Origin of the sequence: Sorangium sp. So ce204, from assembly GCF_051526795.1 — a bacterium.
GTDB classification, from domain to species: domain Bacteria; phylum Myxococcota_A; class Polyangia; order Polyangiales; family Polyangiaceae; genus Sorangium; species Sorangium cellulosum_B.
The window spans coordinates 8682689-8697234 of record NZ_CP150317.1 but is presented as its reverse complement, the minus strand read 5'-3'; the positions used below and the strand labels follow the sequence as shown (position 1 = coordinate 8697234).

The 14546-nt window shown below is 69.2% G+C and carries 14 protein-coding genes; 8 read left to right on the top strand and 6 right to left on the bottom strand.

Annotated elements, in window-relative coordinates; translation table 11 throughout:
- Nucleotides 1-33: 33 nt before the first annotated feature.
- From WMF22_RS32405 to asnS, 3 genes are all read right to left on the bottom strand, one after another.
- Nucleotides 34-660, bottom strand: coding sequence for a hypothetical protein (locus WMF22_RS32405; protein ID WP_438032289.1), 627 nt, complete (start codon nucleotides 658-660; stop codon nucleotides 34-36).
- A 100-nt stretch (nucleotides 661-760) separates the two neighbouring features.
- The gene (locus tag WMF22_RS32400; protein WP_231864318.1) at nucleotides 761-1498 is read right to left on the bottom strand and encodes a class II glutamine amidotransferase; all 738 of its coding nucleotides are present in this window, start codon (nucleotides 1496-1498) and stop codon (nucleotides 761-763) included.
- Nucleotides 1499-2081: 583 nt separating this feature from the next.
- Entirely contained in the window at nucleotides 2082-3422 is a 1341-nt protein-coding gene (gene asnS / locus WMF22_RS32395; protein ID WP_437903286.1) for an asparagine--tRNA ligase, read from the bottom strand.
- Between the two features lie 64 nt (nucleotides 3423-3486).
- On the opposite strand from asnS, the gene WMF22_RS32390 reads away from it, so the two are divergent.
- Entirely contained in the window at nucleotides 3487-4326 is an 840-nt protein-coding gene (locus tag WMF22_RS32390; RefSeq protein ID WP_438032288.1) for a PDZ domain-containing protein, read from the top strand.
- 15 nt (nucleotides 4327-4341) lie between these two features.
- Nucleotides 4342-4869, top strand: coding sequence for a TrmH family RNA methyltransferase (locus WMF22_RS32385; protein ID WP_012238542.1), 528 nt, complete (start codon nucleotides 4342-4344; stop codon nucleotides 4867-4869).
- A 42-nt stretch (nucleotides 4870-4911) separates the two neighbouring features.
- Here WMF22_RS32385 and WMF22_RS32380 read toward each other — a convergent pair whose 3' ends face one another.
- The 3 genes from WMF22_RS32380 to groES form a co-directional block, all read right to left on the bottom strand.
- On the bottom strand, nucleotides 4912-5445 hold the full coding sequence (locus WMF22_RS32380; RefSeq protein WP_438032287.1) for a GNAT family N-acetyltransferase: 534 nt from the start codon (nucleotides 5443-5445) through the stop codon (nucleotides 4912-4914).
- 128 nt (nucleotides 5446-5573) lie between these two features.
- The gene (gene groL, locus WMF22_RS32375) at nucleotides 5574-7202 is read right to left on the bottom strand and encodes a chaperonin GroEL (protein WP_437293824.1); all 1629 of its coding nucleotides are present in this window, start codon (nucleotides 7200-7202) and stop codon (nucleotides 5574-5576) included.
- 33 nt (nucleotides 7203-7235) lie between these two features.
- Nucleotides 7236-7526: a co-chaperone GroES gene (gene groES / locus WMF22_RS32370; RefSeq protein ID WP_012238539.1), complete on the bottom strand. Its 291-nt coding sequence runs from the start codon at nucleotides 7524-7526 to the stop codon at nucleotides 7236-7238.
- Nucleotides 7527-8008: 482 nt separating this feature from the next.
- Between groES and WMF22_RS32365 the strand changes: the two genes are divergently transcribed.
- The 6 genes from WMF22_RS32365 to WMF22_RS32340 all read left to right on the top strand — a co-directional run bounded on the left by WMF22_RS32365 (nucleotide 8009) and on the right by WMF22_RS32340 (nucleotide 14546).
- Complete coding sequence (locus tag WMF22_RS32365; protein ID WP_012238538.1) at nucleotides 8009-8584, top strand: hypothetical protein; 576 nt, start codon at nucleotides 8009-8011, stop codon at nucleotides 8582-8584.
- Nucleotides 8584-9249 (top strand): hypothetical protein, encoded by a 666-nt coding sequence (locus tag WMF22_RS32360; protein WP_437293822.1) that lies wholly within the window; start codon nucleotides 8584-8586, stop codon nucleotides 9247-9249. The genes WMF22_RS32365 and WMF22_RS32360 overlap by 1 nt, the downstream gene beginning before the upstream one ends.
- A gap of 145 nt (nucleotides 9250-9394) precedes the next feature.
- The gene (locus WMF22_RS32355; protein WP_438032286.1) at nucleotides 9395-10207 is read left to right on the top strand and encodes a response regulator transcription factor; all 813 of its coding nucleotides are present in this window, start codon (nucleotides 9395-9397) and stop codon (nucleotides 10205-10207) included.
- A 358-nt stretch (nucleotides 10208-10565) separates the two neighbouring features.
- Nucleotides 10566-12497, top strand: coding sequence for a hypothetical protein (locus WMF22_RS32350; RefSeq protein ID WP_438032285.1), 1932 nt, complete (start codon nucleotides 10566-10568; stop codon nucleotides 12495-12497).
- 72 nt (nucleotides 12498-12569) lie between these two features.
- Nucleotides 12570-13574: an AAA family ATPase gene (locus WMF22_RS32345; RefSeq protein ID WP_437323898.1), complete on the top strand. Its 1005-nt coding sequence runs from the start codon at nucleotides 12570-12572 to the stop codon at nucleotides 13572-13574.
- An 18-nt stretch (nucleotides 13575-13592) separates the two neighbouring features.
- Nucleotides 13593-14546, top strand: coding sequence for a DUF58 domain-containing protein (locus WMF22_RS32340; RefSeq protein ID WP_437293818.1), 954 nt, complete (start codon nucleotides 13593-13595; stop codon nucleotides 14544-14546).

Sequence of the window (14546 nt, the reverse complement as noted above, 5' to 3'; positions counted from 1 at the left end):
GATCTTGTCGGAGATATGGCACAAGCGCAAAGCCTACTGTAACTGGAAGTTCTCGAGCAGCCGATAGATCCTGAATCGCGGACCGTCGCGGCGCAGCCAGACGACGATCTCGTCGCCGAGCAGGCGATCCGTGGCGACCCGCGCGGTCGCGATCGGCACGCGGATCACGACGTCCTGGTCGTCGAGCGTCTCGGGCTGGATCGCGGGGTGTTGCGGCGTCGCGAGCACATCCTCCGCGCGGAAGATCTGGAGCTCCGACTCCCGATAGACCGGCTCTCCGGCGAGCTTTCCGTACTCGAGTCGCCGGAACCGCTGCTCCCACCAGAGCCCGGCGCTCGGCGGCTGCCCCGATCCGCCCGAGCCGGTGTGGATCGCGAGGGCATCGCGCGTCAGCAGCTCGCTCAAGGCTTCGCTGTCCTCGGCGACCACCCGCCGGAAGAACTCGTCCACGACGTCCAGCGCGGCGCCGATGCCGAGAGGCGTCCGGAGGGTCACGACGCTGTCCTCGACGTCTGCCTGGTTCGTCGGTGGCGGCGGGGTGCTCGCCGGATCGAGCGCCACGCCGTCGGGGCGGCGGCGCTCGTCAGAGAGCTCGGCGGCGGTGGGAAAGGAGGCCGGTCCTCCGCGGCCGCACCCCAGGAGCGACCCGCCCGCGATCACGGCGACGAGCAGCGATGGACACGCTCGCGACGGCCGAGAGGCGTCCGGAGCGCCGGCCGGCGGCGCATGGGCCCTGGCCTCCTGCGGGCCCTCCGGGCGTTCAGATCGGCTCGATCGCGGGAGCATCGGCGCGGGTGAACGTCACGATCGCACGCTCGCCAACGTGGGTCCACCCCGCGGGAGCCTGGTCGTCATCGAAGTCCGACGCGACGAGCGTCAACCGGCTCGCGGCATAGTCGGGCATGCGCATCCGGCCGAGCCCGCCGTCGCTGAGCAGCCGCTCCATGTCGTCGCTGCCCTGGTAGATGCGGTACGCCATCGACGTGCCGCCGTGGGCGGCGAGCAGGTACTCGGGGTTCGTGACCACGATGTTCATCGCGCTCGGCCCCGCCCCTTCCTCCGCGCAGAGCCGGTCCACGAGCGCGATGGAGGACCGGAGGGCCGTCCGCGCGCTCGCCGCGTCCACGTTGGGTCGATCGAGCTGGCCGCTGTCGTGGAGGAAGGACAGGAACAGGTGGAAGAGGAGCTCGCTGTCCGTTTCGCCGCGAACGTCGCGCTGGAGAAACTGCGGCAGCGAGTCGCTCAGCTGGTTCCGCAGGCGGGCGAACCCTTCGACCGTGCCCGTGTGGGCGAACAGCCACTGCCGATAGCGGAACGGGTGCGTGTTCTCGGTGCGCAGGCTGCCGACGGTCGCAGCCCGGACATGCGCCACGAGGATGTCGGCGCGCACGTCCTTGGTCATGTCGGCCAGGCTGATCTCCGGTCGATCATCGATCGGCCGGCGCTTGAGGAGAATCTCTCCTCCCTGGTAGAAGCCGACGCCCCAGCCAGGGATCACGCCCTCCCTTCGGCGAACCGTGAGGGCACGTTCTTCGAGCTCGATCGCACGCGCGCCGAGATCCGGACGGTTACCGATAAAGCCGACGAGACGAGCCATAGCTTTGTCCTCGCGAGTTGGGTCGGGGAGGCGGGGGCAGGGTCCGGCTCGCCGGTAGAGCGCTCCCTCATCTGCAAGCAGGGGTGGCTCCGTCGGTCGGCCGAGTGAGCGTGGGTCGCGGGTTGCGCCCTATGCTTTCTTGATACGACAGAGTCGCCCTGCAAGCGGAGCAAAAACGGATCCCCAGCGGCGAGGCGGGGCGCGGGCACGGCCTGACCACACTGCCCGCCGTTGTCGCGCGTCGCGTGGGCGTGGGCGTGGGCTTGCCGATCGCGTTACCTCTTACTCACGCTCCTCGCACAGCGTCGCGATTCCGACGCGTGGGTGCGCGCGAGGAGCGGCTAGCCTCGTCTGCTCCCACGCTTCCACGCTTCCACGCCCCCACGCGTCGGCTCGCCGCGTCGGCGCCGTGGCGCATCGCGCCGTGAACGAGGCGCTGCCAAGCGGCGCCCAGAATTTCCGGCAGGATCTCTGACGCGCGGCACTAAGGCGAGAGCCGATTCAGCATGCGCGGGAACGGGATCGTCTCGCGCACGTGCGGCAGACCGCAGATCCAGGCGACGCTCCGCTCGACGCCGAGCCCGAAGCCCGCATGCGGGAAGGTGCCATACCGGCGCAGATCCAGGTACCAGCCGAACGCCTCGGGGGGCAGCCGATGCGCCTCGATTGCCCGCTCGAGGGTGGCGAGATCATCCTCGCGCTGCCCGCCCCCGATCACCTCTCCATAACCTTCCGGCGCCAGGACATCGACGCAGAGCGCGAGCCGGTCGTCCGTCGGATCGCGCTTCATGTAGAAGGCTTTCACCTGAGCCGGATAGCGGTGAATCATGACGGGGCGATCGTACCGGCCGGAGATGATCGTCTCGTCCTCGCCGCCGAGGTCCTCTCCCCAGGGAAAATCAGGAATTTCGGCCTCTCCAGCCATTTTACGTTTCTCTGCGCGTGCCTCGTTCAGGATGGCGACGGCCTCGTCGTAGCGGATGCGCGGGAACGGCTTCTTGACGGCCTCGAGCTTGCCGACGTCGCGCTCGAGCACCGCGAGCTCGGGGCGGCGCCGCTCGAGGACCCGCTCGACGATGAAGCAGAGGAAGTCTTCCGCGAGGTCCATGTCGCCCGCGAGGTCCATGAACGCCACCTCGGGCTCGACCATCCAGAACTCGGCCAGGTGGCGGCGGGTCTTCGACTTTTCCGCGCGGAACGTGGGCCCGAAGCAGTACGCCTTCCCGAACGCGGCCGCTGCCGCCTCCATGTAAAGCTGCCCCGACTGGGTGAGGTACGCCTTCTCGCCGTGGTAGTCGGTCTGGAACAGCGTGCTCGTCCCCTCGCACGCGTTCGGCGTGAAGACCGGCGCGTCGACGAGCGTGAACCCGCGCCCGTCGAAGAAGTCGCGGATGGCCTGGATGATGGTGTGACGAACGCGCAAGATCGCGTGCTGCCGCTTCGATCGCAGCCAGAGGTGGCGGTGATCCATGAGGAAGTCGGTCCCGTGCTCCTTCGGGGAGATCGGGTACTCGCCGGCGGTGGGGCCGAGCACGCGGAAGCCGGACGCGGCGATCTCGTAGACCCCGGCGCGCTTCGGGTGCGCCTTCACCTCGCCGACGACATCGATCACGCTCTCCTGGGTGACCTTGTCGGCGGCCGCGAAGACCTCGTCGCCGACGTCGCTCTTCGCCATCACGCACTGGACGGTGCCGAAGCCGTCGCGCAGCTCGAGGAAGTGGAGCTTGCCGCTCGATCGCTTGTTGTAGAGCCATCCGCGGAGCACGACAGTGCTGCCGACGTGCGCGCTGAGGTCGCTGGTAGCAATGACGGGCTGATCCTGCATGGGCGCCCGAAATAGCACGGTTTAGTTGCGGCTGACGCCGGCTCCGGCCAAAAATGGCGCCATCTTGGTCCTCCAACGGCATCGCGCGCTCTCGCTCTGCTTGCCCGCGTTCCTCCTGCTGCTCGCCGCAGGTGGCACGCCGCTCGCCGCGGGCGGCTGCTCGGCGCTCTATCCCGAGCACTCGACCCGCCTGCACGAGCCTCCTTCAGACCAGGAGCTGCATCCTCCGCCGCCCGAGAACGTCCGATGGCTGCGGGTCGTCCGGGCGAGAATCCCGGAGCGCACTCGGGACGGCCGAGCCTGGGATTCCGGCGCCGGTGACCTCCCGGACCCCTATGTCCGCGTCTTCGTCAACGGCGCGGAGATCTTTCGGACGGCGGAGCAACCGAACACGCTCGAGCCGACCTGGCCCGAAGGACCCAGCGGGAACTTCGAGATCATGCCCGAGGACCGGCTCCGGGTGGAGGTCTGGGAAGCGGATCCGCTCATCGACAAGCCGATCGGGGTGCGCGACATCGGCCGTCCGAGCGATACGCACCGAGCCGCAGGGGAGATCGAGATCCAGCTCGACGCGGGCGGCTCGCTCACGCTCGCGTTCCAGCCGGCGCACGCCAAGCTCGGCCTCGGGCTCTGGTACCAGCTGCATTCCGGCTCGGCATTCATCTCGCGGACGATGGAGGGCGGGCCTGCAGAGCGCGCCGGGCTCCGCAAGGACGACGAGGTGCTGGAGATCGCCGGGCAGCCAGTGCGGCGCATGTCCGTCGCGGCGATCCGGGGCGCGCTCGACGCCGTGCCGCGCGCCGGGCTCGTGCTCCTGGTCAAGCACGCCACGGGCACGACCGAGCGGATCAGGGTCCACGAGGGGCCCATCTATCCGCTGTTCGATCGCTTCGCCGCCGAGTAGGGGAGCCAGCGCGCCGTGAAGATCCCGCCCTTCGGGCTCACCACCCGGGAGATCCGCGAAGAGCTCGCCCCCTTGCGGAACGACTTCTCCGTCGCCGTCTGCCGCGCGAAGAACCCGTTCAACATCGGCGCCATCATCCGCGTCGCGCACTCGTTCCTTGTGCGGGAGATCTTCCTGATCGGGACCGAGCCCTACTACGAGCGCGCTTCGATGGGCATGCAGAAGTACGAGACCATCGTCGAGTGCCCCGACGAGGCGAGCTTCCTCGAAGCGGCGCGCGGCCGCCCGCTCATCGGCGTGGAGCGCGATCACGCGCGGCGCACCCTCTGGGAGGCGCCGTTCCCCCGCGGGCTCGTGTTCCTCTTCGGCAGCGAGGATGACGGGCTGCCGCAGGCGCTGCTCGACGCGTGCGAGGACGTGATCGCGATCCCCATGTACGGGATCAACCACTCGTACCCGGTGGCGATCGCGGCGGGCATGACCCTGTGCGAGTGGGCTCGGCGGCGCGACCCGCGCGGCGGCGTGAGCCGCGCAGGAGGGTGAGCGGCGCCGAGGCGGGCCGCCGTCCACGGGGACGGAGGGGCGCTACTCGGGGTAGCGCTCGAAGACGAGGAGCTCGCCCAGGAGGTCGTGATCGAGCGTTCCTGCAGGGCGCATCCCGAGCTTCTCGATCACCCGGAGCGACGCGCGGTGCCAGGCCGGCGTGGTCGCGATGACGCGCCTCACGCCCGGCTGCTGCAGCGTCCAGTGCAGGACGGCGCGCGACCCCTCCGTCGCGTAGCCTTGGCCCTGGGACTTGCCCTCGACGCCGTAGCCGATCTCCACCGTGCCGGTCGCGTCGGGCCGGCCGTTCAGCACCACGCTGCCGACGACGACGCGCTCCTCCTGCCCGCGCGTCACCATCAGCCGCGTGCCCCACAGGAACGCCTCTGGATCGTCGCGCAGCCGGTCGAGCGGCGAGCTGAAGGCGCGCTCGACGAGCGCGCGCCCGGGCCAGGCGCCAGGGAAGCGCGCGCCGGACAGGGTCTCGGCCTCGGCGCGATCTCCGCGGATGACCGCCTCGAGCAGGGGCAGCGAGACCGGGGTGAGCGCCAGGCGCTCGGTAGTCAGGGTGCTCATCGCGAACCTGCGCCGGATCAGATCATGCGCCGCGGCCCGCCGGAAGTCGAAATGGCGAAGGGCCGACTTCCTGAGGAGGAAGTCGGCCCTCGCCCGCCGGGCTTAGCGGTCAGCGCGGCGCTCCGCGATCAGAAGTCGTGGCCGTGGCCCGCGTGGGCGCCACCAGCCGCCGCCTTCTCCTCCTTCGGCCGCTCAGCGATGAGCGCCTCGGTGGTGAGCATCAGGCTGGCGACGCTGGCCGCGTTCTGGAGCGCCGACCGGACGACCTTGACCGGATCGATGACGCCCATCTCGAGCAGGTTGCCGTAGTCGCCCGACGCCGCGTTGTAGCCGTACGAGTCCTTGCCGTCGCGCACCTTCTGCACGACGATCGAGCCCTCTTCCCCGGCGTTGGCCGAGATCTGGCGGAGGGGCTCCTCGATGGCGCGGCGGATGATGTTCACGCCGAACCGCTGCTCGTCGTTGACCTTGAGCTTCTCGAGCGAGCTCTGCGCGCGGATGAGCGCCACGCCGCCGCCCGGGACGATGCCCTCCTCGACGGCCGCGCGGGTCGCGTGGAGCGCGTCCTCGACGCGGGCCTTCTTCTCCTTCATCTCGGTCTCGGTCGCGGCGCCGACCTTGACGACCGCGACGCCGCCCACGAGCTTCGCGAGCCGCTCCTGGAGCTTCTCGCGGTCGTAGTCGCTCGTCGTGTTCTCGATCTGAGCGCGGATCTCCTGCTGCCGGGCCTTGATCTTGTCCTTCTTGCCCTGGCCGCCGACGATCGTGGTGTTGTCCTTGTCGATGAGGACCGTCTTCGCGCGGCCGAGATCGCTGATCGTGACGTTCTCGAGCTTGAGGCCGAGCTCCTCCGCGATCACCTGGCCGTCCGTCAGGGTGGCGATGTCCTTCAGCATCTCCTTGCGGCGGTCACCGAAGCCCGGCGCCTTGACGGCCGCGCAGTGCAGCGTGCCGCGGAGCTTGTTCACGACGAGGGTCGCGAGCGCCTCGCCCTCGACGTCCTCGGCGATGATGAGGAGCTGCTTCTGGCTCTTGGCGATCGCCTCGAGCACCGGGAGCAGGTCCTTCATGTTGGAGATCTTCTTCTCCGAGATGAGGATGTAGCAGTCCTCGAGGTTCGCCTTCATGGCCTCGGGATCGGTCACGAAGTACGGCGAGAGATAGCCGCGGTCGAACTGCATGCCCTCGACCACGTCGAGGGTCGTGTCGGCGCTCTTGGCCTCCTCGACCGTGATCACGCCCTCCTTGCCGACCTTCTCCATGGCGTCGGCGAGGAGCTTGCCGATCGTCTCGTCGCCGTTCGCGCTGATCGTGCCGACCTGCGCGATCTCCTTCGCGTCCTTGGTCTGCTTGGCGGAGCTGCGGAGGTGCTCGACGATCGCCTCGACCGCCTTGTCGATGCCGCGCTTGATCTCCATCGGGTTGTGCCCGGCCGCGACGAGCTTGGAGCCCTCGCGGTAGATCGCCTGGGCGAGCACCGTCGCGGTGGTCGTCCCGTCGCCGGCGATGTCGCTCGTCTTCGAGGCGACCTCGCGGACCATCTGGGCGCCCATGTTCTCGAAGCGGTTCTCGAGCTCGATCTCCTTGGCGACCGTCACGCCGTCCTTGGTGACCGTCGGCGAGCCGAAGCTCTTCTCGATGACGACGTTGCGCCCCTTCGGGCCGAGGGTGACCTTGACCGCGTCGGCGAGGGCGTTGACCCCCGCGAGGATCATGCTGCGGGCGGACTCGTTGTAGATGATTTCCTTGGCTGCCATGGTGTCTCTCCTAAGTTCCTTCTGTCGCCCGCGTCACTTCTCGATCACGCCGAGGATGTCGTCCTCGCGGAGGATGAGGTGCTCCTCGCCGTCGATCTTGACCTCGGTGCCCGAGTACTTGCCGAAGAGGACGCGATCGCCCTCCTTGACGTCGAGCTTCCGCACGGTACCGTCCTCGGCGACCTTGCCGTTGCCGACGGCGACGACGGTCCCCTCGATCGGCTTCTCTTTCGCGGTGTCGGGAATGTAGAGACCTCCCTTGGTCTTCTCTTCTTCCTTCACGCGCTGAACGATCACGCGGTCCTGGAGCGGTCGAATCTTCATCTTTGCAAGTCCTCCGGGGACGAGCGCCGCGTCCCACGAACGGCGGACCCAGCCGGCGCAACGGAGCGCGCCGGAAGGCCCCCTACGATTGCAGTCTGGGCACTTTGCTAGCACTCACCTGTGGCGAGTGCTAGCGAGCGCGCGGAAGATAGCCACCCCCTGGAGGGTGTCAAGAGTGGCCCCAGGCCGGCACTTTGCGCGTTGGCAGCCAGGCGCGGAGGTGGCTGTAAGTTCTGGAGATCGCAGGGGAAGGTGCGTTGCGCAAGGCTGGGCCCGGCGGAGCCCCTCGGCTAAAATGCCCTTATGAGGGCAAAGCTGCGGCAGCACAGTGACGCGATGCCCTCAGGGCCTCCAGCCCGAGGGAGGCCGTCAGGACGTGTCTGGTTGACCTGAGCGCGCGGTGGCCCGGGTTACGTCGGTATCCAGGGCACCCGCATAAGTGAGGTGCCGCTGTGAGCCAAGCGATCTCTCTCTCCCCGAGCATGACCCGCTATTTCCAGGAGGTTGTGGACGAGGCGCTCCGAGTTCGGAACGTCGCTGCCACCGAGGCGGCGTCGAGCTACCTCGTCGGTCTGCTCTGTGCTTTTGCTCACCCGGACGAGCATGCCGAGTCTGCCTTCAACCAGCCCCTGACCTTTCTTCTGCGCGACGCGCTGGAAGCCTCCGGAGCCGAGCGTTTCCAGCGGCTGCGTAACCTGGGAGACAGCGTGCTCTACGTGGTCGGCTTCTTCGGCGGCCACATCGAGCTGAAGGGGGTCGATCGCGGCTACGTGGTCGGGGTCGGGTCGACCGCCTACCACCATGCGGCCGCTATGCTGCGCCTCAATGCGCGCGTCGGCCAGGGGCCCGATGTTCTTTCGGAGATGGCTGAGAAATTCGAGCGGTTCGTGAGCGTCCTGAACGATGTGGCCGACGGTACGCTCGCGTCGGGGGCTCGGGACGAGCGCTCGGTGCTCCGGCTGTACGAGCGCTGGGTTCGTACGGGATCGAGCCGCCTCGCGGATGAGCTCGGGGCACGAGGGCTCGTGCCGAGCCGTGGTACGGGCGGGCTCAACTGATGCAGGGGGCGACCTTCCCGTCCCGGATCCAGCAGCACCTGGCGCGCACGTATGCGCTCGATGACGCGCCCGCGGTCGACGATTTCATCCGGCTGACGGACGGGAGCGCACGCGAGGCGCTGCTGATCCGGCACGCCGACGGGGATATCGAGATCGCGCTGCACCTGCCCCGCCGGGCGATCACGCGGGGGCGAGAGCGGACGTTCGACGAGATCTGCCAGATCGTCGAGGGCGTGAGCCACTTCCTCTATGTGGCCGAGCGGGCCCGCAGGGAGCTGCCGGCGACCCAGCTCGAGCTCGAGCTCCAGGCCGAGGTCGACAAATACGTGCTGCTCGTTCATGGCGATCTGGCGGACGAGGTCGAGCCGCCAGGCCCGCCGCTCCGGCGCCGCCACGAGGCGGCCCCACCGGGGGCGGGGCGCTTCGAGCCCGAGCGCGCCGCGCGGATCCGCGCCCATCTCTTCGAGCGGGTCACCTTCATGGATCCACCGGGCACGGAGACCGGTGATCGCTACCGGATCGCGAACGATCTGGCGGCGCGGTTCGCGGGCCGACTCGAGTCCGAGTTTGCCCGCCACGGGCGACATGCCGAGCTGCTCGCGGCGCTGCGACGCTTCTATGCGGCGGGGCAGACGGAAAAGATCGCCCTCGCGCGCGCCGCGTGAGCGCATCCTCCCGAACGCTCGGGGTCGCTCGGGAGGACGGGGACGGGCGGGGACGGGCGGGGACGGTGAAGCGCGCTCGCCGCGGCCGCGCGCTCTCGTTCTCTCTTGACCGGTTCGCGCGCACGTACTCTCATCCGCATCCACGATGCCTTCCGCGAGCACGATGCCGCCCCGTGTGCTGGTGGCCGAAGACGAACCGGCGATGTTGAGCCTCGTTGCGCGTCACCTGAGGAACCTAGGGTTCTCTGTGATCGAGGCTTCCGAGGGCGATGCCGCCTGGGAGCTCGCGCGTGAGCACCAGCCGGATCTGGTGATCCTGGACGTGATGATGCCCGGCATGAGCGGCTGGGAGATCTGCAAGCGGCTGAAGAGCGACACGTCGGACGGACGGCCGTTCGCGAGCACCGGCGTCATCATGCTCACCGGGATCGGCGAGAACCTGAACGAGATGACCTCGCCGCTCTTCGCCGCGGACGCCTGGTTGAACAAGCCGTTCGATTTCGCGGATCTGGACGCGCGGGTGCGCGAGACGCTCGCGCGTTATGCGAAGCAGGTTCCCGATGCGAACGGCGCCAGGGCTCAGGCAAGCGCGGTTGGCGAGGAGCCTGAAGCCGCGGCGCAGCCGCCTTCCAGAGAGCGGGCGACGGGGGCGAAGAAGTCGGCGGCAAACGGTGCCATGGCGAGCACGGCGGCTGCGAAACGATCGGCCGTAACGAAGAAGCCGGCCGCGACGAAGAAGCCGGCCACCAAGGCAGCGAAGAAGCCGGTCGCCAAGGCGGCGAAGAAGCCGGCCGCCAAGGCGGCGAAGAAGCCTGTCGCGGCGAAGAAGCCGGCCGCCAAGGCGGCGAAGAAGCCGGTCGCGGCGAAGAAGCCGGCCGCCAAGGCGGCGAAGAAGCCGGTCGCGGCGAAGAAGCCGGCCGCCACGAAGGCGGCGTCCAAGAAGAAGTCGATGAAGTGATCCAATCCGAGGCGGGCGCCGTGCGCGGCGGCCCGTCACCTTGTTCCCACGCAACGTACGCGTGCCGCTGCCGAGCCGGGCGCAGAAGAGCCGTCCGATCAGCGCCTCGAGGGAAGACCCCCACCCACCACCGGCAGCGCGCATGCATGCCGGCGGCGCGCTGAGCGCAGAGGCTGCCCCGCACGGGAATCATCAGGGCTCGCCGCGCGTCATTCCCTCGTACGTCGCGCGCAGCCTCCCACGTACGTCGCGCGGAGCCTCCCAGGAACTTTCGGGCGCCTGACCCGTCAGCAGGTACAATGCTGCGACGTTTCCCCTTCGAGGGCCCCCGCGGGGGGCGCCCGGAGCGCTGAGCACCGTGAGCGACTCTCGCACGAAGCAACTGGACCGCATTCGCAGCGCCGCGCTCGCGGTCGAGCTGAGGCTCCGGTTCGGGCGCGCGCTGCGCGCGCTGCCGAGCGCGCTGACCCTCGCGCTCGCGCTCGCCGCCGGGACGCTCGCGGTGCACAAGGCGCTCCCGGCGTACCTCGGCGAGCCGCGCGCGCGCCAGCTCCTCCTCGGCGCGGGGCTGCTCGTGCTGGCCACCCTCGTCGTGGCGATGCTGCGCCGCCTGCCTCCCCGCGCCGGCACCATCGCCCTCGATCGGCACCACGGCCTCCACGACCGGCTGACGATCGCGCTCGCCTTCGACGCGCTACCCGCAGCGCAGCGCACCCCCCTGATGGAGGCGGCGATCGACGACGCCTGCGAGCACGCCGCAGGGCTGCGCCCCGCTGGCGCCGCGCCGCTCGCGCTCCCTCGCGAGCTCTGGACCTCCGCCGCGGTGGGCCTCGGCGTGCTGGCGGTGGCACTGCTCGAGGTGCGCACCCCGCGGAAGCAGGCGCCCGTCGCGGCGACCATCGACGCGCTCACCATGTCGCCCGACGACATCGAGCTCTTCAAGGACGCGGCCAAGGCGCTCGATCGGCAGGACCAGAGCCCGGAGATGAAGTCCGCGGTCGAGCGGTTCAACCAGCTCATCGAGGACATCGCCAACAAGCGCCTCGATCGCACCGAGGCGTTCCGCCGCATGGAGGCGCTCGAGCGAGAGCTCCTCAAGGGCGCGGAGGCCGACCTGAAGGCGCTCGAAGAGGCGCTGAAGGAGACGGGGCTCGACCTCAAGAAGAGCGATCTGGCGAAGGGCGTGGGGGAGTCCCTCGAGAAGAAGGATCTCGAGAAGGCGAAGAAGGACCTGAAGGAGCTCGCCGAGAAGCTCCGCGACAAGAAGAAGAAGCTCGACAAGGCCGAGATCGAGCGGCTGCGCAAGGCGCTCGCCGAGGCGGCGTCGCGCCGCAAGGAGGCCCTCGCCGCGGTCAACGAGAAGCGCGCCGAGGCGCGCGAGCAGCTCCTCAAGCAGAAGCAGAAGGCCTCCGCGAACGATCAGCAGAGATCCGAGCAGGAGAGGCTGCTCAAGAAAAAGGAGCGGGAGCTGGAGCGGCTCGACCGCGAGGCCGAGCAGAAGGAGCGGACCGGGCGCCAGCTCGACCGGCTCGATCGCGAGCTCGCCAAGGCCGCCGAGGATCTGATGCGCGACCTCGGGATGTCAGCGGACGATCTCGAGCAGGCGGCCGAGGACATCAACCGGATGCAGCAGGAGGAGATGTCCGAGCAGGAGAAGGAAGAGCTGCGCCAGCGGCTCGAGGAGCTCCGGGAGCTCGTGCGCCAGCAAGGGCAGGGGGGCAAGCAGCGGATGGCCAGGATGCTCCGCTTCGGAAAGCGCGCGCGCGGCAGCCAGGGCGGCGGCGAGGAGCAGCAGGGGCAGGGCCAGCAGGGGCAGGGCGACGGCGAGCAGGAAGGGCAGGAGGGCCAGCAAGGCCAGGGCGGTCAGGGCAAGGGCGGGCAAGGCCAGGGGCAGGAGCTGGTGATCGGGCCTGGCGGCAAGAAGATCCTGATGCCCGGCGGCGGGCAGGGGCAGGGGCAGGGGAGCGGCCAGGGCAACAGCAACGGCGGCAACCAGCCCGGGGGTGACGGCGTCGGCTCCGGCCGCGGCGGCGAGATCGCTGGCAAGCGCACCGACCCGAAGATGGGGACCCAGGACGTCCAGGCGCAGGGGCTCGACACGCAGCAAGGGCCCTCGAACAGCGAGGTGATCCTCAGCGCGGCCGAGCGGGGCTTCAAGGGGACCGGCTACAAGAAGGTCTTCACCGACTATCACACGGTCGCAGAGCAGCAGATCAACAAGGATCAGATCCCTGATGGATACCGGTTCTACGTGAACCGGTATTTCCAGCTCATCAGGCCGCGCGAGTGAGTCGAGCCGGCGGCTCGAACGCGACCGCGCCTTACCAGGCGCTCCGCGACAGCGGGCGCGAAGCAGGAAGTCATGGCCGAGAAGACGAAGGAAGCAGCGCGGGCCGAGGTGGACGAGTTCCGCGCGAGCATCGGAGAGCTGCGCGAGGAGGTGGGGAAGGTCATCGTCGGCAACCGCGAGGTGGTCGACGGCGTGCTCACGTGCATGCTCGCGGGCTCGCACGCGCTGCTCGAGGGCGTGCCGGGGCTCGGCAAGACGATGCTCGTCCGCACCATGGCCGAGGCGCTGGACCTCCAGTTCTCGCGCATCCAGTTCACGCCCGACATGATGCCCGCGGACATCATCGGCACCACCGTCATCGATGAGAACGCGGGCGGGCAGCGGTCGTTCTCGTTCCGCAAGGGGCCGATCTTCGCGAACATCGTCCTCGCCGACGAGATCAACCGGGCCACGCCGAAGACGCAGAGCGCGCTCCTCGAGGCCATGCAAGAGCACCGGGTCACGGTCTCGCGGCAGAGCTACACGCTGGAAGAGCCGTTCTTCGTCCTGGCGACGCAGAACCCCCTCGAGAGCGAGGGGACGTACCCACTGCCCGAGGCGCAGCTCGATCGGTTCTTCTTCAAGCTGCACGTGCCGTTCCCCAGCCGCGACGAGCTGAACTCGATCCTCGAGCGGACGACCGGCACCGACGCGATCGAGGTGCGGCCGGTCCTGAACAAGGAGCGGATCATCGCCATGCAGCGGCTCGTCCGCGAGGTGCCCGTGGCGAAGCACGTCCAGGACTACGCGGTGCGGCTCCTCCAGGCCACCCACCCCGCCGAGGGAGGCAGCCTCGACGAGGTGAAGCGGTTCGTGAAGTTCGGCGGGTCGCCGCGCGGGGCGCAGGCGCTGCTGCTCGCCGCGAAGATCCGCGCCCTCTTCGAGGGGCGGTTCGCGGCGTCGGTCGACGACGTGCGCGCGTGCGCGCTCCCCGCCCTGCGGCACCGCGTGCTGCTCAACTTCGAGGGCGAGGCGGAGGGCGTGAAGACCGACGAGGTGCTGCAGGCGATCCTCAAGCACCTTCCGGAGAGCAAATGAGGCGCCGTCGAAGGTAGCATGGGGCTCTTCGACGCGTTCAAGAGGGCCGCCGCGCCGCTGCGCCGCTTCTCCGCGCTCTCCGCGAGCGCCCCCGACGAGGAGCTCTTCGACGACGAGTTCCAGCGCAAGCTCGACTATCTCGCGATGGTGAGCCGCCGCGTCTTCTCGGGGGCGATGCGCGCGGAGCGGCGGACCAAGAAGACCGGCTCCGGGGTCGAGTTCGCCGACCACCGCGACTACGCGCCCGGCGACGATTTCCGGTACCTCGACTGGGCCGCGTACCAGCGCTTCGACCGGCTCCTCATCCGGCTCTACGAGGAGGAGGAAGACCTCTCGATCTACTTCATCGTCGACACCTCGGCGTCGATGGCGTTCGGCGACGGCGAGAAGCTGCGGCACGCGAAGCGCCTCGCCGCGGCGCTGGCGTACGTGGGGCTCGCCAACCTCGACCGCATCGCGATCGTCACCGCGACCGACGAGATCAGCGGGCGCATGCAGTCGACCCGCGGCAAGGCGCGCATCTTCAGGATCTTCCGCTTCCTCGGACAGGCGCGCGCCGAGGGCCCGACCGACCTCGGCGAGGCGATGAAGACCTTCGTGGCGCAGCACAAGCGGCGCGGCCTCGCCGTGATCCTCAGCGATCTCTACGATCCGGCGGGCTTCGAGCGCGGCATCAACGTCCTCCGGTACAACCGGTTCGAGCCGTTCGTGCTCCACCTCGTCGACGCGCGCGAGGCCCGGCCTGCGCTGCGCGGGGACGTGCGCGTCTACGACTGCGAGACCGGCGACGAGCGCGAGGTCACGGTGACCCCCAAGGTGCTCGAGCGCTACGCCGAGGCCTACGAGCAGTACCTCGACGAGATCCGCCGCTTCTGCACGTCGCGGCAGGTGAGCTACTTCCGCGCGGACGTGTCCGTCCCCTTCGATGAGCTGATCCTTCGCGTGTTCCGCAGAGGCGGCTTCCTCCGGTAG

Bases quoted from the DNA above. Each gene is read 5' to 3' on its own strand.
- asnS (WP_437903286.1), bottom strand. From the start codon at position 3,422: ATGCAGGATCAGCCCGTCATTGCTACCAGCGACCTCAGCGCGCACGTC.
- WMF22_RS32380 (WP_438032287.1), bottom strand. From the start codon at position 5,445: ATGAGCACCCTGACTACCGAGCGCCTGGCGCTCACCCCGGTCTCGCTG.
- groL (WP_437293824.1), bottom strand. From the start codon at position 7,202: ATGGCAGCCAAGGAAATCATCTACAACGAGTCCGCCCGCAGCATGATC.
- groES (WP_012238539.1), bottom strand. From the start codon at position 7,526: ATGAAGATTCGACCGCTCCAGGACCGCGTGATCGTTCAGCGCGTGAAG.
- WMF22_RS32365 (WP_012238538.1), top strand. From the start codon at position 8,009: ATGACCCGCTATTTCCAGGAGGTTGTGGACGAGGCGCTCCGAGTTCGG.
- WMF22_RS32360 (WP_437293822.1), top strand. From the start codon at position 8,584: ATGCAGGGGGCGACCTTCCCGTCCCGGATCCAGCAGCACCTGGCGCGC.
- WMF22_RS32355 (WP_438032286.1), top strand. From the start codon at position 9,395: ATGCCTTCCGCGAGCACGATGCCGCCCCGTGTGCTGGTGGCCGAAGAC.
- WMF22_RS32345 (WP_437323898.1), top strand. From the start codon at position 12,570: ATGGCCGAGAAGACGAAGGAAGCAGCGCGGGCCGAGGTGGACGAGTTC.
- WMF22_RS32340 (WP_437293818.1), top strand. From the start codon at position 13,593: ATGGGGCTCTTCGACGCGTTCAAGAGGGCCGCCGCGCCGCTGCGCCGC.